Source organism: Pseudocitrobacter corydidari, from assembly GCF_021172065.1.
Lineage (GTDB): Bacteria > Pseudomonadota > Gammaproteobacteria > Enterobacterales > Enterobacteriaceae > Pseudocitrobacter > Pseudocitrobacter corydidari.
The window spans coordinates 1,628,836-1,647,982 of the sequence record NZ_CP087880.1 but is presented as its reverse complement, the minus strand read 5'-3'; the positions used below and the strand labels follow the sequence as shown (position 1 = coordinate 1,647,982).

The 19,147-nt window shown below is 49.5% G+C and carries 19 protein-coding genes; 11 read left to right on the top strand and 8 right to left on the bottom strand.

Going from position 1 to position 19,147, the window contains the following annotated elements; all coding sequences use genetic code 11:
* The 3 genes from astE to G163CM_RS07610 all read left to right on the top strand — a co-directional run bounded on the left by astE (position 1) and on the right by G163CM_RS07610 (position 4,054).
* A complete protein-coding gene (gene astE / locus G163CM_RS07620) occupies positions 1 to 972 on the top strand; it encodes a succinylglutamate desuccinylase (RefSeq protein ID WP_231827576.1) in 972 nt (323 codons plus the stop codon).
* 445 nt (positions 973 to 1,417) lie between these two features.
* Positions 1,418 to 1,909 carry an ATP-independent periplasmic protein-refolding chaperone Spy gene (spy, locus tag G163CM_RS07615; protein WP_188016895.1) on the top strand — a complete coding sequence of 164 codons (492 nt, stop codon included), beginning with the start codon at positions 1,418 to 1,420 and terminating at the stop codon, positions 1,907 to 1,909.
* A 171-nt stretch (positions 1,910 to 2,080) separates the two neighbouring features.
* A complete protein-coding gene (locus tag G163CM_RS07610; protein ID WP_231827575.1) occupies positions 2,081 to 4,054 on the top strand; it encodes a DUF2207 domain-containing protein in 1,974 nt (657 codons plus the stop codon).
* 33 nt (positions 4,055 to 4,087) lie between these two features.
* Here the strand turns inward: G163CM_RS07610 and nadE are convergent, their stop codons facing one another.
* Positions 4,088 to 4,915, bottom strand: a complete 828-nt coding sequence (nadE, locus tag G163CM_RS07605) for an ammonia-dependent NAD(+) synthetase (RefSeq protein ID WP_231827573.1) — start codon at positions 4,913 to 4,915, stop codon at positions 4,088 to 4,090.
* A 233-nt stretch (positions 4,916 to 5,148) separates the two neighbouring features.
* Between nadE and osmE the strand changes: the two genes are divergently transcribed.
* From osmE to chbG, 7 genes are all read left to right on the top strand, one after another.
* Positions 5,149 to 5,490 (top strand): osmotically-inducible lipoprotein OsmE, encoded by a 342-nt coding sequence (osmE, locus tag G163CM_RS07600; RefSeq protein WP_015964753.1) that lies wholly within the window; start codon positions 5,149 to 5,151, stop codon positions 5,488 to 5,490.
* A gap of 285 nt (positions 5,491 to 5,775) precedes the next feature.
* A complete protein-coding gene (locus tag G163CM_RS07595; RefSeq protein WP_015964752.1) occupies positions 5,776 to 6,096 on the top strand; it encodes a PTS sugar transporter subunit IIB in 321 nt (106 codons plus the stop codon).
* Between the two features lie 79 nt (positions 6,097 to 6,175).
* Positions 6,176 to 7,534: a PTS N,N'-diacetylchitobiose transporter subunit IIC gene (gene chbC, locus G163CM_RS07590; RefSeq protein ID WP_015964751.1), complete on the top strand. Its 1,359-nt coding sequence runs from the start codon at positions 6,176 to 6,178 to the stop codon at positions 7,532 to 7,534.
* Between the two features lie 48 nt (positions 7,535 to 7,582).
* Positions 7,583 to 7,930 (top strand): PTS N,N'-diacetylchitobiose transporter subunit IIA, encoded by a 348-nt coding sequence (gene chbA, locus G163CM_RS07585; RefSeq protein ID WP_231827562.1) that lies wholly within the window; start codon positions 7,583 to 7,585, stop codon positions 7,928 to 7,930.
* Between the two features lie 12 nt (positions 7,931 to 7,942).
* Entirely contained in the window at positions 7,943 to 8,782 is an 840-nt protein-coding gene (chbR, locus tag G163CM_RS07580) for a transcriptional regulator ChbR (protein ID WP_041686257.1), read from the top strand.
* A 111-nt stretch (positions 8,783 to 8,893) separates the two neighbouring features.
* Positions 8,894 to 10,240: a 6-phospho-beta-glucosidase gene (locus tag G163CM_RS07575; RefSeq protein WP_231827561.1), complete on the top strand. Its 1,347-nt coding sequence runs from the start codon at positions 8,894 to 8,896 to the stop codon at positions 10,238 to 10,240.
* An 11-nt stretch (positions 10,241 to 10,251) separates the two neighbouring features.
* The gene (gene chbG, locus G163CM_RS07570) at positions 10,252 to 11,007 is read left to right on the top strand and encodes a chitin disaccharide deacetylase (RefSeq protein ID WP_231827560.1); all 756 of its coding nucleotides are present in this window, start codon (positions 10,252 to 10,254) and stop codon (positions 11,005 to 11,007) included.
* A 59-nt stretch (positions 11,008 to 11,066) separates the two neighbouring features.
* Here chbG and katE read toward each other — a convergent pair whose 3' ends face one another.
* The gene (gene katE / locus G163CM_RS07565) at positions 11,067 to 13,325 is read right to left on the bottom strand and encodes a catalase HPII (protein WP_231827558.1); all 2,259 of its coding nucleotides are present in this window, start codon (positions 13,323 to 13,325) and stop codon (positions 11,067 to 11,069) included.
* A 219-nt stretch (positions 13,326 to 13,544) separates the two neighbouring features.
* Between katE and cedA the strand changes: the two genes are divergently transcribed.
* Positions 13,545 to 13,787: a cell division activator CedA gene (gene cedA, locus G163CM_RS07560; RefSeq protein WP_015964745.1), complete on the top strand. Its 243-nt coding sequence runs from the start codon at positions 13,545 to 13,547 to the stop codon at positions 13,785 to 13,787.
* A 187-nt stretch (positions 13,788 to 13,974) separates the two neighbouring features.
* Here the strand turns inward: cedA and G163CM_RS07555 are convergent, their stop codons facing one another.
* The 6 genes from G163CM_RS07555 to G163CM_RS07530 are packed head-to-tail and all read right to left on the bottom strand — an operon-like array spanning position 13,975 to position 18,858.
* Positions 13,975 to 15,282: a PTS sugar transporter subunit IIC gene (locus G163CM_RS07555; protein WP_231827551.1), complete on the bottom strand. Its 1,308-nt coding sequence runs from the start codon at positions 15,280 to 15,282 to the stop codon at positions 13,975 to 13,977.
* 17 nt (positions 15,283 to 15,299) lie between these two features.
* Positions 15,300 to 15,641 (bottom strand): PTS sugar transporter subunit IIB, encoded by a 342-nt coding sequence (locus G163CM_RS07550; RefSeq protein WP_231827549.1) that lies wholly within the window; start codon positions 15,639 to 15,641, stop codon positions 15,300 to 15,302.
* 12 nt (positions 15,642 to 15,653) lie between these two features.
* Positions 15,654 to 15,959 carry a PTS lactose/cellobiose transporter subunit IIA gene (locus tag G163CM_RS07545; RefSeq protein ID WP_231827548.1) on the bottom strand — a complete coding sequence of 102 codons (306 nt, stop codon included), beginning with the start codon at positions 15,957 to 15,959 and terminating at the stop codon, positions 15,654 to 15,656.
* The gene (locus tag G163CM_RS07540) at positions 15,952 to 16,677 is read right to left on the bottom strand and encodes a 6-phosphogluconolactonase (protein WP_231827537.1); all 726 of its coding nucleotides are present in this window, start codon (positions 16,675 to 16,677) and stop codon (positions 15,952 to 15,954) included. The genes G163CM_RS07545 and G163CM_RS07540 overlap by 8 nt, the downstream gene beginning before the upstream one ends.
* Positions 16,677 to 18,056 (bottom strand): family 4 glycosyl hydrolase, encoded by a 1,380-nt coding sequence (locus G163CM_RS07535; RefSeq protein WP_231827535.1) that lies wholly within the window; start codon positions 18,054 to 18,056, stop codon positions 16,677 to 16,679. The genes G163CM_RS07540 and G163CM_RS07535 overlap by 1 nt, the downstream gene beginning before the upstream one ends.
* A gap of 52 nt (positions 18,057 to 18,108) precedes the next feature.
* Positions 18,109 to 18,858 carry a GntR family transcriptional regulator gene (locus G163CM_RS07530; RefSeq protein WP_231827533.1) on the bottom strand — a complete coding sequence of 250 codons (750 nt, stop codon included), beginning with the start codon at positions 18,856 to 18,858 and terminating at the stop codon, positions 18,109 to 18,111.
* Positions 18,859 to 19,147: the final 289 nt, after the last annotated feature.

The following is a 19,147-nucleotide window of genomic DNA, read 5'->3' as shown; positions in this document are numbered from 1 at the left end:
ATGCACCATTTTTTACCCCTAACGCTGGCGGAGACGCAGCCAGAGACAGTACAGGGCGAGGGGCCATCATTTTACTGGCGCTGGCGTGGGGCGGGAATTCTTGAACTGACGCCCTATCAGCCGTGTCGACGCGCGCTGGTGCTATCAGCAGGGATTCATGGCAACGAAACCGCGCCGGTAGAAATGGTTGATGCGCTGCTTGCCGGATTGTTGAGTGGAAGTGTTGTTTTGCGCTGGCGGCTGCTGGTGATTCTTGGCAATCCTCCCGCGCTGCGAAATAACCGGCGTTATATTCACAGCGATATGAATCGCATGTTTGGTGGGCGCTGGCAGCAGTTCTCGCCTTCCGATGAGACTGCCAGAGCCGCGGAGCTTGAACAGGCGATAACGGCCTTTTACCACGCCCAGCCTGCCGACAGCGTGCGCTGGCATCTTGATCTGCATACGGCGATTCGCGGCTCGCATCATTTGCGTTTTGGCGTGCTGCCTGCGCGTGATGCGCCGTGGGATGACAATTTCCTGAACTGGCTTGGGCGCGCAGGCTTGCAGGCGCTGGTGTTTCATCAAACGCCAGGCGGTACCTTCACGCACTACAGCTGTGAGCGCTTTGCGGCGCTTGCCTGTACGCTGGAACTGGGGAAGGCGCTACCGTTTGGTCACAACGATCTCTCCCGTTTTGCACTCACGCAGCAGCAACTGGGATATCTGCTGGCAGGTGAGTGGGGCGGCGGTTCATCAGATACGCCGCTTCGCTATCGTGTTGTGCAGCAAATTACTCGGCGCAGCGAGGCGTTTCACCTCTATATGTCGGCGCAGACGCTTAACTTCACCCCGTTTGCGCGCGGCACGCTGCTCGCGGAAGATGGCGACACGCGTTACGTGGTGGAGAAGCCCTGCGAATACGTGCTCTTTCCAAACCCTGATGTGGCGTTAGGGCTGCGGGCGGGGCTCATGCTGGATCGCTGCGGTTAATATGTTGATACCGCTGAGGTAACGCAGCGGTATTATTTTTTTTGCTTGTCTATTTAATACGGATTATTCCGATCAAATTGCTTTATTAATCGGCAGTGCTGTTTTATACTTCTCCATATTCCCTTCGTAATCAGTGTGTTGTTTATTCTTGTTGCAACTCTCCATTGTTTTTCCTTAATTCCTTCACAATTGGCGTAAAATTGTTTTTTACACTTTCATTGTTTTACGCACGCTCTGATTTATTGACGATAAACCCCGTAAAGTTAATATCGTCAACACGGCAATGCGCCGTTATATACCCGTCATACTTCAAGTTGCAGATGCGTTGGCTGCGCTCGCTCACTCCAGTCACGTACTTATGTACGCTCCTGGGGATTCGTTCACTTGCCGCCTTCCTGCAACTCGAATTATTTTGGGTATAGAAGAACTTCAACGTAAGGAATTAATGATGAAAAAGATGACTGCACTGTTTGTTGCCTCTACTCTGGCTCTGGGCGCGGCTAACCTGGCACACGCTGCCGATACGTCTACGACGCCAGCCGCACAGCCGGATGGCAAAACCATGATGCATCACCACAAAGGCAAACCGGGCCCGCGTCATCATGAAATGATGATGTTCCAGGGGCTGAATCTGACCGATGCACAGAAACAACAGATCCGCGACATCAAGAAAGCGGAACACGACAAAATGCAGGACAACCGCCGTGCGATGCACGACCTGATCGCCAGCGACAGCTTCGACAAAGCGAAAGCACAGGCGCAGATCGACAAAATGGATACCCAGCGTAAAGAGATGATGCTGTCTCACATGGAAACCCAGAACAAGATCTACAACATTTTAACGCCGGAACAGAAAAAACAGTTTAATGCTAATTTTGAGAAGCGTCTGACAGAACGTCACGCGCCAGAAGGTAAAATGCCGGTACCTGCTGAATAACTCAGCTCACTGACTTAAGACCGCCGGACCTGCTCATACGCTCTCAGAAGCTGTGGGCAAGTCCGGCGGTTTTTCTTTATAGATTCTGAAACAGGGCGGCTCACCTCGTCTCGCGTATTCGGCAGGAGTACGATGTTTCCATCATGATACGGAACATCGGGAACTCTGCGTATGGACAAGATGATTGGTTTGCTTTTTTTGCTTTGTGCCAGCATCCCTCTCGGCTATGCCAGTGACAGCATTACGCCAAATGAAATGTATGAGCACATTGCTGATTTTGATTCACACGCGAGCTTCAACGCCGATGGCAGCATGGATGTTGAAGAGAAAATTGCGGTGGTAGCTCTTGGGCAAACTATCCGCCGCGGCATTTTTCGCACGCTCCCGTTAGTATGGTGGCGTGCCGACGGCAAAGCGTTTTACGTTGATTATCAGATAACCTCTGTAACACGCGACGGTATGATAGAACCTTATTCCGAGGACCGTACGGCACGCACGTTAACGCTGCGAATTGGTCGGGACGATCAGATTCTGCGCTCTGCTATCCATCACTACACCATCCATTATCGAGTCAAAAATCACTTCAGCCGCTTCCGGGAATGGGATGAGCTCTACTGGAACGTCACCGGCAATGACTGGGCCTGGCCGATTAGCCGCGTCAGTTTTCATCTGCGATTGCCCGACGCTGCGCCAAACCTCAATCAGGACGGGCGAGATACCCGGTTCAGCACCATCGATGTGTATACTGGCCGGCGTGACGCGAAAGGCAACGCCGCTACCATCCTGCTTGATGGCAGCGTTTTGACCTGGAAGCCACTGGCAGAAGGCGAAGGATTAACGGTGGCATACACCTGGCCACGCACGGTGCTGGTGAATGCGCCCGACCCAGAAGTGTTTTTTCCATGGGTACATTTTCTGCTGCCCGATAGTAAAACGTGGGTGTTATGGCTGCCGTTGCTGCTGCTGGCAAGCTATTTTCTGTGGTGGCGCTGGAAGAATGTCTCTGCCGTTGGCCTGAAAATGCCCGCCGTGGTGCCGTTGCATGAACATCCGGCCACGATGACGGCGGGTTATCTGCGTTTTCTGTGTCAGCGTGATTTTGATGACGTGGTCTTTAGCAGCGATGTGCTGGATCTGGTAGGAAAACGCGCCGTTACGCTGACGGTCCAGAAAAATAAAGATACCAGTGTGTGGGGAAAAACAGGCAAAAATGATTTCTCTTTAACCCGCTTAGCAGACGACGGCAGGACGGTATTGAATGCCGATGACCGCAGCCTGCTGAGTGTCTTATTCCGCGGCAAACGAAAAAGTCTCAACATTAGCGTGCCGCATCAGGAGCGAATGCAGCAGGCGCGCAACGCGACAGAGAAACGTTACCGCGACCTTGAAGAGAAACTGTTTTTTAAATGGGGTAAAGCGCTTTGGCGGGGGATCTGGCTTGCGATGCTCATACCTTTACTGTGTGGCATCACGTCTGGCGGTAAGGTTGCGGCCCTGACGTTACCGATAGTCATTGTGGTGGGGGTAGGCATTGCGCTGACCTGTTTTACGCTCTCCTCCCTTTGCCGCCCAGGAGCGCGGCGCAGGATAGGCGTTATGGTTTTCCTGATGGTTTCTCCATTTCTGATAGGGATGGGAAGTCTTTTTTTCAATGTGCTGGTGACGACACCCGTTCCCGCGGGTTACTTTGGTGCGGTGTTACTCGCCGCTATTCTGTGTTTGGTGTTTGCCTGGCGCGCGCCGCGCTACACCCAGCGAGGTCTAAACGAACTGGCGATTGCCAAAGGCCTGAAACGCTATATCAGCGCGGCAGAGAAACATCGCTACGAGACGCTTTTCCCGCCCGATCAACTGCTGACGCATTTTGAAAGTTTGCTGCCGATTGCGTTGGCTTTAGGTGTTGGCAATACCTGGGCAAACACTTTTGCCCGGCATCTGGCCCACACAAGCGCCGTGCCGGGCGTATACAGCCTCGCGGACTGGGACACCATCAGTGACTTTAATCGGTGCTGTCATTCATCCTCAAGCGCAACGCCGAGCGCCAGTGGTGGTTCCGGATCATCATCGGGCTCAAGCGGCTCAGGCTCATCTGGCGGAGGTTCATCCGGCGGCGGTTCTGGCGGCGGTGGCGGAGGAGGTTGGTAAAAAACGCCCCGGCATGACACCGGGGCGGGAAAGTTACTTTTTCCAGAAATCGTCAAACACCGTAATCGGCGGGCGGCGTTTATGCTCCGTTTTCACGTACCACCCTTCGATAATCTTCGCCAGCTCAGGCGCGACGGTTTTGCCTTCCAGGTAGTCGTCGATGTTTTCATAAGTCACACCCAGCGCCACTTCGTCGGGCAGAGAAGGGCGATCGTCTTCCAGATCCGCCGTTGGCGCTTTCAGATACAGATGCTCCGGGCAGCCCAGCGCGGCCAGTAGCTGTTTTCCCTGACGCTTATTCAGACGGAAAATCGGGTTAATGTCGGTACCGCCATCGCCGTACTTGGTGAAGAAGCCCGTCACCGCTTCCGCCGCGTGGTCGGTGCCGACCACCACACCTTTGGTCATCCCGGCGATGCTGTACTGGGCTTTCATGCGTTCACGCGCTTTTTCGTTGCCGCGAACGAAGTCGCTCAGTTCAATTCCTGCTTCTCGCAGGGCTTCTTCGCTGGCGAGGACTGCGCCTTTGATATTAACGGTCAGAACGCGATCCGGCTGAATAAAGGCGATGGCATCCTGGCAATCCTGCTCATCGGCCTGTACGCCGAACGGCAGACGCACGGCGATAAATTGCAGCGCGTTATCACCGCTATCTTTACGCAGTTCACTGATGGCCTGCTGGCACAGTTTGCCGGCGAGAGTGGAGTCCTGGCCGCCGCTGATGCCCAGTACCAGAGATTTAATAAACGGATAAGTTTGCAGATACGATTTCAGGAAATCGACGCTGCGGCGGATCTCCTGTTGCACGTCAATCTGTGGTTTCACGCCAAGCGCCTGGATGATTTCCTGCTGTAAACTCATTTACCCCTCCAAAAGATGTTGCCGATACCCATCAGAACAAGACCTTAAAGCTACCTCTTTGAGGCTGAAACGACAAGGCGTGACGCGCCGAGTGACGTAAATTAGCGCAATTCAGCGACTTACTTTTTTATCAGCAGAATGTTCTTAAAACCAATCGATTTTCAGCGTAAGGTTGAAAAATAAGATCCTTTATTCCAGGCTTAAACTACACAAAACAACAAAGAGGATGTTTTATGAACAAGTACGTTACAGGATTTCTGGGTGCAGCAGCAGCTCTGACCATGTTAGCCGGGTGTACGACTTACGATCGCACGAAAGATCAGTTCACTCAGCCAGTGGTAAAAGATGTGAAGAAAGGCATGTCGCGCAGCCAGGTTGCGCAGATTGCAGGTAAGCCGTCTTCTGAAGTGAGCATGATTCATGCGCGCGGTACCTGCCAGACCTACATTTTGGGTCAACGTGATGGTAAAACTGAGACTTACTTCGTAGCCCTCGACGATACGGGCCATGTCATGAACTCTGGTTATCAGACCTGTGCCGAGTACGACACCGACCCGCAGGCCGCTAAACAGTAATCGTTCATTTTCCTGAGCACTACGTAAGCCCGACGAACTCGTCGGGCTTTTTTGTGGTTTCTGATGCTTATTTAATTGCGCGAATTATTTTGACCAAAGTGTGAAGGGAATCATAAGGCGAGGTCAATGAGAGACAATTTTGGATGAGGAGGAATTATCCTGGTCCAAAGAGATACCGTATACTCAACTCATAAACAAAAGTGAAACATCTGATGTTGAAATGGGTTCATGGGCGGATGGAACGAAGCCCGATGATGGCAGATTCGATAAGTTGAGGAAGCGTGAATGGAAAAGAAACATATCTATCTTTTTTGCTCTGCAGGGATGTCGACTTCATTACTGGTCTCCAAAATGCGTGCGCAGGCGGAGAAATATGAAGTACCAGTAATTATTGAAGCATTCTCAGAAAGCTTTGCCGCAGAAAAAGGCCCACAGGCCGATGTCGTATTACTGGGGCCACAAATTGCGTACATGAAGGCAGATATTCAAAAGTTGCTGCCTACTAAACCGGTAGAGGTTATTGATTCAGCACTCTACGGTAAAGTCGATGGTTTAGGTGTTCTTAAAGCAGCCGTTGCTGCAATTAAAAAAGCTGCTGCGCAGTAATTTTTTTATTTTTCCCGTCAAAGAGTTATTTCACATTTAACGCCGCGGTATTCGCTGCGGCCTTTAAGGGTATTTTTCTATGAGTAAAGTGATCAGTTCGCTTGAAAAGGTACTCCTTCCTTTTGCTATTAAAATAGGAAAACAGCCTCACGTTAATGCGATTAAAAACGGTTTTATTAAGTTAATGCCATTGACCCTTGCGGGTGCGATGTTCGTCTTAATCAACAACGTTTTTCTAAGCTTTGGTGAGGGATCTTTTTTCTATTCAATGGGTATTCGCCTCGACGCGTCTACTATTGAGAATTTAAATAGCTTTAAGGCCATTGGCGGTAATGTTTACAACGGTACGTTGGGCATTATGTCACTGATGGCGCCTTTCTTTATCGGTATGGCGCTCGCGGAAGAACGTAAAGTTGACTCGCTGGCGGCAGGCCTGTTATCCGTCGCGGCTTTCATGACAGTAACACCCTACAGCGTGGGCGAGGCTTATGCTGTGGGAGCAAACTGGTTGGGTGGGGCGAACATTATTTCCGGCATTATTATAGGCCTGGTGGTCGCGGAAATGTTCACCTTTATTGTGCACAAAAACTGGGTTATCCGTCTGCCGGATAGCGTGCCTGCCTCCGTATCACGTTCCTTCTCGGCGGTTATTCCTGGCTTTATTATCCTCTCTATTATGGGGATCATCTCCTGGGCGCTGACCCACTGGAGCACCAACTTCCACCAGATCATCATGGACGGCATCTCCACACCGCTGGCCTCAATGGGTGCGATTGTGGGTTGGGCGTACGTTATCTTTGTTCCGCTGCTGTGGTTCTTCGGTATCCATGGTTCCCTGGCGCTGACCGCGCTGGACAGCGGCATCATGACGCCTTGGGCGCTGGAAAACATCGCAACCTATCAACAGTACGGTTCTGTTGCCGCGGCGCTGGAAGCCGGTAAATCGTTCCACGTTTGGGCGAAACCGATGCTCGACTCCTACGTCTTCCTGGGCGGTAGTGGTGCGACTCTGGGCCTGATTATCGCTATCTTTATCGCTTCTCGTCGCGCAGATTACCGCTCTGTTGCCAAGCTGGCGCTGCCATCAGGCATCTTCCAGATTAACGAACCGATTCTGTTTGGTCTGCCGATTATTATGAACCCGGTGATGCTGATTCCGTTCGTACTGGTTCAGCCAATCCTCGCCGCCATTATGATTATCGCGTACTCACTGGGCATCATTCCGCCGATTACCAATATGGCGCCATGGACCATGCCAACCGGCTTAGGCGCCTTCTTCAGTACCAACGGAAGTATCGCCGCGCTGCTGCTGGCGCTCTTCAACCTGGTTATTGCCACGCTTATCTACATGCCATTTGTCATCGTAGCCAACAAAGCGCAAACGGCCATCGAAGAAGAAGAGACCGAAGAAGATATCGCGAATGCACTGAAATTCTGATGACGTGCGGTAGGGGAAACTCTACCGCCATCACTAAAAGGAAAATGTATGTTTGATCTGGACAATATCACGGCAGAACCTGTGCAGGAAAATGACCTCGAAGAAGTGGTGATGGGCCTGATTATTAACTCCGGGCAGGCGCGAAGCCTCGCTTATATGGCGCTGAAACAGGCTAAGCAAGGCGATTTTGAAACCGCCAGAGCGACGATGGAACAGTCGCGCATTGCACTGAGCGAAGCGCACCGTGTACAGACGCAACTCATCGAAAGCGATGAGGGTGAGGGAAAAATGAAGGTGAGCCTGGTGCTGGTTCATGCTCAGGATCACCTTATGACCTCAATGTTGGCGCGCGAGCTGGTTGCCGAATTGATCGAGCTTCACGAGAAGGTACAATAGGTTATCCGTATTATGAGGCAGCCTAAGATGATGACCATGGAAATTAACACCGCACGAGAACAGCAACTGTTTGATGGCCGGAATTTTCATGTCTTTATCTACAATAAAACGGAGAGCGTAAGCGGCCTGCATCAGCATGATTACTATGAGTTCACGCTGGTGCTGACAGGCCGCTACTACCAGGAGATTAACGGCAAGCGCGTCCTGCTGGAGCGCGGCGATTTTGTCTTCATCCCGTTGGGGTCGCATCATCAGAGCTTCTACGAGTTTGGTGCGACGCGTATCCTCAACGTCGGGATCAGCAAAGATTTCTTCGCCACGCACTATCAGCCGCTGTTGCCATTTTGTCTGGTGGCGTCGCAGGTTTACTCTGTTAAAAGTACTTTTCTCAGCTATATCGAATCGGTTATTGCCTCGCTACACTTTCGCGAAACTGAATTCGATGAATTTATTGAAGTGGTGGCTTTTTATGTGATTAACCGTCTGCGTCATCATCGTGAAGATCAAACTCAGGATGTGACACCGCAGTGGTTAAAAACAACGGTTGAAGCCATGCACGATAAAATGAAGTTCGGTGAAGGTGCGCTGGAAAATATGGTCGCGCTCTCCGGGAAGTCTCAGGAGTATTTAACGCGAGCAACCCAGCGCTACTATGGTAAAACACCGATGCAGATTATTAATGATATCCGCATCAATTTTGCCATGAAACAACTGGAAATTACGAACTACTCCGTTACTGATATTGCGTATGAATCCGGGTACAGCAGTCCAAGTTTGTTTATTAAAACATTCAAAAAGCTGACCTCTTTTACCCCGAGCAATTATCGCAAACGACTGACGGTCATTAAGTAAAATAATTCACGCACTACGGTATTACCCGTAGTAATGCGACAGCAAATTTAATATCCGCGCTGAATGTGGAGGGTTGACTGCATTTAGCGGGTGGATCACGAGGGAGAAAGTATGAGCCAGAAATTAAAAGTTGTAACCATCGGCGGCGGCAGCAGCTATACACCAGAATTACTGGAAGGTTTTCTCAAACGTTACCATGAATTGCCGGTAAGCGAATTGTGGCTGGTTGATGTTGAGGGCGGTAAAGAGAAGCTGGATATCATTCATGCGCTGTGTGAGCGGATGGTGGAGAAAGCAGGCGTACCGATGAAAGTCTTCAAAACGCTCGACCGCCGTGAAGCGTTGCGTGATGCCGACTTCGTGACCACCCAGCTGCGCGTGGGCCAGCTGAAAGCGCGTGAAAAAGATGAACGTATTCCGCTAAGCCACGGCTACCTCGGCCAGGAGACCAACGGCGCAGGTGGCCTGTTCAAAGGTCTGCGTACCATTCCGGTTATTTTCGACATCATTAAAGATGTCCAGGAACTGTGCCCGAATGCGTGGGTGATCAACTTTACCAACCCGGCCGGGATGGTCACCGAAGCGGTATATCGTCACACCAATTTCAAACGCTTTATCGGCGTGTGCAACATTCCGATTGGCATGAAAATGTTTATCACCGATGTGCTGAATCTTTCCGAAAAGGACGATCTTTCTATCGATCTCTTTGGCCTGAACCACATGGTGTTTATCCGCGATGTGCTGGTGAATGGCAAATCGCGTTTCGCTGAGCTGATTGATGGTGTCGCTTCCGGTACCCTGACGGCCAACTCGGTGAAAAATATCTTCGACCTGCCGTTCAGCGAAGGGTTGATTCGTTCTCTGAATCTGATTCCGTGCTCTTACCTGCTTTACTATTTCAAAACCAAAGAGATGCTGGCGATTGAGATGGGCGAGTACTACAAGGGAGGCGCGCGTGCGCAGGTGGTGCAGAAGGTTGAAAAGCAGCTGTTCGAGCTCTACAAGAACCCGGACCTCAACGTCAAGCCGAAAGAGCTGGAGCAGCGCGGTGGAGCGTATTACTCCGATGCCGCATGCGAAGTGATCAACGCTATCTACAATGATAAGCAGGCTGAGCACTACGTTAACTTCCCGCACAATGGCCACGTGGATAACATCCCGGCAGACTGGGCGGTTGAAATGACGGCGATTCTGGGCCGCGATGGCGCGAAACCGCACCCACGCCTGACGCACTTTGATGACAAAGTGCTGGGGCTTATCCATACCATTAAAGCCTTTGAAATTCAGGCAAGCCATGCGGCACTGAGTGGAAACATCAACGACGTCGAGCTGGCGATGAACTTAAGCCCGCTGATTGGCTCTGACAAAGACGCGGAGATCCTCGCGCGTGAAATGATCCTCGCGCACGAAGAGTGGTTGCCGAACTTTGCCGCCACGGTGGAGAAGCTGAAAAAGTGACAGGAGGTACGATGGAACGACTGCTGATCGTCAATGCTGATGACTTCGGCCTGAGCAAAGGGCAGAACTACGGCATTATCGACGCCTGTAAAAATGGACTGGTGACCTCAACCACCGCGCTGGTGAACGGCGCGGAGATTGAACATGCGGCGCAACTGAGCCGCCGTACGCCGGAGCTGGCCGTCGGAATGCACTTTGTCCTGACGCTGGGCGAACCGCTCTCTGAGATGCCGGGGCTGACCCGTGAAGGCAAACTGGGGAAATGGATCTGGCAGATGGCGGAAAACGATACGCTGCCGCTGGACGAAATTGCGCATGAGCTGGCATGCCAGTTCGATCGCTTTGTCGCCATTTTCGACACTGCGCCAACGCACATTGATAGCCATCACCATGTGCATATGATCCCGCAGATCTACCCGCTGGTGGCGAAGTTTGCCTTAGAGAAGGGCGTGGCGTTACGTATTGACCGCTCTCTTCCGCCGGCAGAGGGCGCACCGGATGACGTACGCAGTAGCGCCGGATTCAGCAGTGAGTTCTACGGTGATGAGATTTCCGAAGCGTTATTCCTGCAGGTACTGGATAAATCTGTGCAACGCGATGAACCCTCAGTTGAGGTGATGTGCCACCCGGCGTTTGTTGATAAGACAATCATGGGCAGCGCTTACTGCTACCCACGACTGGCTGAGCTGGATGTCCTCACTTCGCCATCGCTGAAAAATGCCATTGCGGAACGGGGTTATCGTCTCGGCACCTATCGCGACGTCTGATTCTGCGAGTTGAGAGAATGTTGTGCTTTTTGCCCGGTCATCCGTCACCGGGCATTTTTTTATGCCGGTATCGCCGCCGCTTTGCCAGCGCGTGACCAAACGCGATGCGCTGCGACCAGACTGAGCAAATCTTCCACGGTTGATTTGGCAATCGTATCGCCTTCGACAATACCTTCTTCGCCCTGGCTATCGACGTTTAGCAGGCCTTTAAACTGACGCGAATCGCCCGCCAGCAGGATTGGCTTAAGGTGTTTGTAGGCTTCCAGCAGGTAGTATTGCGCGTCGCCACTTTTTAGCAGATCGCTGAGATCGCCGCCAGGCACGACAACCGCATCCACCGTCAGTGAAGGCGAACCGGCAAATGTACCGGCGACAGGCAGTTTTGAACCATCATCGGCGGTCACTTCCCCCATACGCGAATAGAGCAGTTTGGCATGCACGCCTTGTGCCTTTAGCCCTTTCAGAAGCGTCAGCACATCAGCGGATGCCGTGTTCTGATTAAGCAGAACCGCCACCACACGTCCTTTTACGCCACCGCTGGGGATTGCATATAAGCTGAGGGTGGGATCTTTATCCAGCCCATTGACATCCCCAGGCGGTTGTCGATTTTGCTGCTCGTCACTGAGGGTAATACCTAAATTTTCTGCAACGGCCTGTGCCAGACGAATATCGACGCTGACGAGTTGATCAACGACCCGTTCACGGATCCACTCGCGTGCGACTTTGCTGAGTTCGAAACTAAAAGCATCAATAATATGCTGTTGCTCAATCGGCGTCTGACTGTTCCAGAAGAGGCGAGGCTGAGCGTAATACTCACCAAAGGAAGGGCTACGCTCGCGTACCTTATGCCCATCAACGCGTTCCTGATACGACTCGAAACCGCCACGTTTCGGCCCCGGCGGTGTTTCGCGCGGCCAGTTATCGTTGATCGAGTTTGGCTCGTAGTTTGCCGGGTTGCTATCGATATCCTGACGATGCATGCCATCGCGCTGGAAGTTGTGATACGGGCAGGTTGGGCGGTTAATTGGGATCTCGTGGAAGTTTGGCCCGCCAAGCCGGCTGATCTGCGTATCGGTATAGGAGAACAGACGTCCCTGAAGCAGGGGGTCGTTACTGAAATCCAGGCCGGGAACAATATGCCCTGGGTGGAACGCGGCCTGTTCATTCTCGGCGAAGAAGTTATCCGGATTGCGGTTAAGCACCATTTTCCCGACGCGCTGCACCGGGACCAGCTCTTCGGGAATAAGCTTGGTCGGGTCGAGCAGGTCGAAGTCGAATTTGAATTCATCCTCTTCCGGGATGAGTTGCAGCCCCAGTTCATATTCCGGGTAATCGCCCGCTTCAATCGCTTCCCACAGGTCGCGGCGGTGGAAGTCGGGATCGCGCCCCGTAAGTTTCTGCGATTCATCCCACAGCAGGGACGCCTTTCCGGCGACCGGCTTCCAGTGGAAACGTACAAACGTCGCTTTCCCTTCGGCATTGATTAAACGGAACGTATGAATGCCAAAGCCTTCCATGGTGCGATAGCTTCGGGGGATCCCGCGGTCCGACATCGCCCAGAACACGTTGTGCAGTGTTTCCGGCTGCAGTGAGACGTAGTCCCAGAACGTATCATGCGCGCTTTGCCCCTGCGGCATCGCAGAATGCGGCTCAGGTTTTACCGCATGAACAAAATCAGGGAATTTCAACGCATCCTGAATAAAGAAGATGGGGGTGTTATTGCCGACCAGGTCAAAAATACCCTCATCGGTATAAAACTTGGTGGCAAAGCCGCGGATATCACGCACCGTATCGGCTGACCCCGCGCCACCTTGCACGGTTGAGAAACGCACGAAAACAGGCGTAATTTTCTCCTTCGAGGAAAGGAAGTCCGCTTTCGTGACATCACTCAGGCTTTCATAAGGCTGAAAATAACCGTGCGCCGCAGAACCACGGGCGTGGACGATGCGCTCCGGAATACGCTCATGGTCAAAGTGGGTGATTTTCTCGCGCAGAATAAAATCTTCCAGCAGCGTAGGGCCACGGCTACCGGCGCGCAGAGAATTCTGGTCATCAGCAATACGAACGCCCTGATTGGTCGTCAGCGGGAAGTTTTCGCCGCCTTTACGCTGCTTATCAAGCGCCTTAAGTTTCTCATTGCTGGTTTTTGGCGCTTTCAGACTTCCCGGCGCGGTAGGTTCTTCGCCTGGAGCGGTAGGTTTAGGTGTCGGTCTCCAGGAACCGTCCGCAGGTGCCAGGGAATCCAGACCGGGTTTTGATTCGCTCGAATCGTGGACCGGTGATTGATGGGTTTTGGGTTTATTGTGTTGATCCGACATGCTCATCTCCTGTTTCCATTACTGAAAGTTGGCCGATTTTGCGGCAAAACCCTTCTAACTATAGAGCAATATCATGTTTTATCAGGAACTCAGGGGCTAATGGTGCCGGTAAAAGCGCCATTCCGACGCCAGAAAACCACGTAAGGCGCGACGGGGCGGGGATAAATCGGCTATTATAGAATATTCCTGTTTTTGCCCGAGTGATTGAAATAACCGTTTATGAAACCGCTTCGCCAACAAAACCGACAGGTCATCAGCTACATTCCCCGAACCGAACCCGCTCCTCCCGATCACGCTACCAAGGTGGACGGCTTTCGTGATGTGTGGCTGCTGCGCGGGAAATATGTTGCGTTTGTGTTGATGGGGAACGCTTTCCGGCGTTCGCAGGCGTTTAGCGTACCCGAGTCTGCACAGCGTTGGGCGGTGCAGATGAAGCAGGAAGGGGATATGAGCGACGAGTGATCGTTAATGCTGAATATTACAAACGCAAAATTGCCTGATGCGCTACGCTTATCAGGCCTACGTTATTTCTGCCATATTTTGTAGGCCGGATAAGGCGTTTACGCCGCATCCGGCAATAACAAAGCGCACGTTGTCAGTAATCTGAAACCGCTGATTTATCAGCGGTTTTTTCTTAAGTGTGCAAGTGTTAAAAGTCTAATCCTAAGTCATCGTATTTTTTATTCTGTTGATCGAGTTCCTCATCTTTCTTGATTAAACTGCGTTCGTACATTTTAAAGAACGGGAAATACATGACGACACCCGCCAGAATAATGAGAATAGCCAGGATCGGAGCACGCCAATCCATTGTCATAAAGTACTGCGCGAAGGGCGTTGGGATACCACCGACCTGCGCAATAGGGCCATTCACAAAACCGAAATCAAAAATCAAAAAGATAATTGATGCCAGTATCGGCGTGCCAATAACAAACGGAACAAAAAAGTAAGGGTTAAAGGCAATCGGGAAGCCATAAACGACAGGCTCCGAGATACCAAACAAGGACGGTACGATAGCGGCTTTTCCTGCCGCTTTTAATTGCATTGACTTGCTAAACAATCCCAAAATCGCGATGGAACCGGTAATGCCGGAGCCAGTACAGGCCGCAAATGCCCCCCACCATCCTTCGGTAAATACATGTTCAGTAGGCAAACCCTGTGCAAAACTGGCCGCGTTGAGGGAGAGATATTGTGTCATGAATGGAAGCGTGAAACCGATCAAAATCGCATAGCCATTCAAACCGAAGAACCAGAAAATCATTTCCATCTGGATGATAATGTACACTCCCCATACAGAATCAATTCCGCTGACCGCAGGTGCTAGCGCCGTTGTAAACAGCTCAGGAAGGATCTGCTGATGGAAGAACGCCTGGCTAGTTGCCGTGATAAGGCTCGCGATAACCACGACAAACAACAACGGAAATATAGACTCAAATGTTTTGGCGATCATATCCGGTAGACCACTAATGCGGATAGTAATCTTTTTTCGATAGGCCCAACTGATAAACTCAACGGTAGCCAGCGAAGCAAAAATCGCAACAAACAATCCTCGTGAATCAAGGAATGCAATGTTGATATTCCCATCGATGATTTTTGTGTTGAGTATTATGGTGACCATTACCGCACTGATTATCGGATAGAGCGGGGTTACGTTGATACGCTGAGTGTGATGGTAGCTAATAGTGATGGCACAATATACTGAAAGCAGTCCGAAAGTATAAGTAAAGGGGAGCTGTAGTAAGGATCCATAAGTGGTAAAAAAAACGCCCATTGCCGAATCAGAAGAAAACAACGATCCAAGACCCGCAACAATCAGACTTATTGAACCTACCATCAAAATAGCCATTAAACTGATCATCCCATTTTTTATCGATGAGATAAAGCGATTCTGCTCAATAGCTGTGGCAATAGTTACCATATGCGTCTCAAATTTTTTGAGATGCCCGTGAGAAGTTTGCATAATGGAAACTCCTGAGTTTAAACGCGGGAAGTATTATAGAGATATAAAGCTTGTTTCAAAATCAGGCCGCCATCAGCCATCCCATAGGCTTTACTGTCGATCACTTCAATAGGCTTGTTAAACGCATCAGCAACACTCTTTAATTCAACGAATTTATGCTTCATCTGTGGGCCGATGAGGACGACATCATAGGCCTCAATATACGCTTTTAAATCTCCGGCATTACGAGCATCAATTCGAATGTTTTTGTCTTTTAACATCGCACTTTGAGCGACAACTTCACGCATTTTAGAGACCATAACGCTAGTGGAAGCGCCAAGATTACAAACCAGAAGAATACCGACATTATCATAAGTCATAGTACATTATCCTTAATGCTTGTTATGTTGTAATTCGATAAGTTCGCGATAAATATTTTGTGCCAGTATCACATTCATTAAATGATCCTGGGCATGAGTGAACAACATCGAAAATTCTATGGACTTTCCATTTATTTCATTTTCTAATAGTTCATTTTGTATGTGATGAGCTTCCTTTAGAATGTTTTCTGAATCCCCAAGCAAACGTTGCGAGGCATCGAAATCTTGCTTTTTGGCTGCAATTAAAGCCTCATTTAAAAGAGAGAAACTTTCTCCAGCAAAGGCGATAATGCTGAACCATTTTTGCTCATCAGTCATAGAGTGATTCCCGATGTAAGACTTCATCATCTATTAACAGCACAGTATTATTATGAAGCTTTAGGCTGCTCGCCGGTAACATGATATCTGGCTGGTCAAAAATAATACGCTGGGCAATTTCGTTCTTGTGCTTCCCTCTGATAGTAAGAATAATTTTTTCACTTTTAAGAATATTAGCTATCCCAAGCGTGATCCCATGCGTTAAGGGAGTTTGCTGAGTAAAGTATTTTTGGGCGACGTTAATCGTAGATGGGCTGAGCGTCGTCACGTGCGCGCCGGTTGTGAAATCAGTACCCGGCTCATTTAACCCAAGATGTCCATTTTGACCGACGCCCAAAATAACCAGGTTAAGGGTTAGAGAATCCAACAATCGATTCATTTTTTCACATTCGCCAGCCAGGGCCTGCGGTGTCTGCCTGGCATTGAATTCGATGAGTTGGCCCGGTTTGAGTGGTAGTTTGTCGAACAAATCCAGGTGCATGTAGTATTGACAACTTCCCACATCGTCCGGACCCAGGCCTGCCCATTCATCCAGCCCTATAAGCGTCGCGCGAATGGGGAAGGGATGACGATGATAGTATTCAGCAACATATTGATAGGCTGCCTGTGGGGTATCGCCCGAAGCAAGACACACGGCTCCTGGCTGCTGCAATGCTTTGATGAGTTCATTACCGAGAATGGCGTTAAATTTATCTGAAGAGCAAATTGCCAGTTTCATTAGTGCCACTCTCCTGTATAGGTTTTATATTCAGTTAATAGCGTCTGTAAGATCTCTTCTGCAATACAGTAGTCATTAATGAGTGGGTGGATCATTAGTGCCTGTATGGCGCTGGTCTTACAGTGTTTCTCTATCGCATTAATTGTCAGGTTTTCAAAGGTTTTGATCGTTTTAATAATGTGCAGTTGATAAGGAGGAATGTTATCTACACAACGAGGGATGATTTTTTTATCAATAAGATCGCAAGTAATCTCAATCACATCATTGGGTTGCAATTCGCGAATGCTTTGATTATTTTTCACCAGAATGGTCATCGGATAAGCTGTTTTCCCCTGAAGACCGCGAATAATATTCAATGCGATGCCTGAGTAGCCACCAGTATCGGGTGCAGAAATAAACTCACTGAGTTTCAATGCCTGATAATGATTGTCGCGTTTACCTTCGCTCTCGATGGCGAAGTAAGAATTTTCACGCTCGAGCAAATATTTTGCAAAAATATCAAATTGTTGTTCGACCGTGGCTTGTTGGTGAGTGGTGAGATCCTCCAGCATCCTCTTGTTGATGTTTTCAATCGTTTCGCCGCGTGCACAACCATTTGTTTCAATAGATTGAATGATCTTTTTGTTATTAAAGAAGAAGTAAAGATACTCGTTGGGAAGTTCCTTGTTCAGGAGCGGTAGCGTGTTGTGCTCGAATAACTTCATTTCCGTATCGGTAAAAAGATTTTTGTGCGCGCGCACTGTATCTGAAACATCATGACCGTCGACACTAAAATCGCGATAAAACGAAAGATGATTTAACCCATAGCAGGTAGCAGAGAATCTCATGATGTCGACATCAAGCATGTGTGCAACTTCGCGCATGAAACTAGCAGGGCCATCGCAAATACCATACACATTATCGTAACCGGCGTTGATTAACGCCTGAGTCACCAGACCCGATGGATTGGTAAAATTAAAAAAGAGTACATCTTTAGCCGAAACTTTACGTGCAAGGTCGAGATATTCTTTTAACACCGGGATGGAGCGTAATGCCATTGCAAAACCGCCAATGCCGGTCGTTTCTTGCCCGAGTATCTTATAATGCTGTGCAAGTTTTTCATCAAAGACGCGGCTGCTGTCCCCGCCCACACGAAGGGTGGTGATAACATAGTTGGCATCCTGTAATGCAAGCTTCGCGTCGCTGGTGGTATAAATATTGAGATCGGGATTAATCATTTTGGCAATAGCAATTGCTAACCGACCATAAATATTGAGTTTCTCTTCGTTGATGTCCATTAGACATATCTCGGAGATAGAAACATCTTTCGATTGCAACGCTAAAGTTTTCGCGAGGTAGGGCGCACGAACCCCTCCGCCGCCAAGTACGGTTAATTTCATAATGATATCCTTTAATTAAATTAACAACTTTGATGATTGCGAGAAACAGTAACTATACGGTAGATATTGCTGAATTCATCGTGACACCTTGCAATTCAATGGTGTATTCAAATTTGCTACCACGAGCAATCTCGATAGTATATTCAACGGGCGTCAGCCCTATAAATGCTACCCTTTCAATTTGTAGACCTGAGACTCCCTGTTTTTCATGAAGGAAAGATGCGATTGACACAGGGATGTTAATAGCTCTGAATGTGTCGATCGCTCTGCGAAAGGCAATGTTATATTTTTCTTTAATGACGTTATATAAGCTGTCCTGTTCAAGTATTTCTCGTGTAAAACCAGGGAAATGGCTTTGAACCAAATAAGTTTCCTCATACAGCACGGGATCGGCGTTCGCCGAGCGCAAGCGAATAATGTGATAAACAAATTCATCAGTTTGCAATTTTTGTGCAACGGCGCTCGAGGGAGCAATGAGCTCAAAGGTAAGAATTTGGCTTGAGGGCTGCCTGTTAAGGCGCATCATTTCTTCGTGGAAACTGTACACGGTCATCAAACTTTGTTTTACCGCCTGACCACGGACAAACATGCCTTTGCCATGAATTTTGTAGATGTATCCCTCTTTTTCCAGTTCGGCCATTGCCTGTCTTACCGTGGTGCGGCTGATGCTATGGATTTCGCAAAGCTCACGCTCAAAGGGTAATTGGTCTCCCTCTTTAAGCTCACCCGATGAAATTTGACGGGTAATGATTTCGAACAGTTGTGCGTACATGGGGAGCTTGCTTTGTTTATCGATGTCCATCGCCACGGCCCTTCATTGTTCAACTATTGATCATGATGTCATGACATCATGATGAACGTTTTTTGTTTGAGCAAATACCGAAAGCGATCACATAACGAATTATATTTGGCATGAATAACTGAATGGTCTGTTATTAAATTGATTAAATATCATATGGTTATGAATTTAATCTAACTTAGTTTTATGAAGGGGGATGTCCGAATGCGGACATACCGGCAGGGAGCCGCGCACGGTGGGTGAAAAACATAAAAAAAGCCTCTTATGACGAAGCAAAAGAGGCTTTCTATAA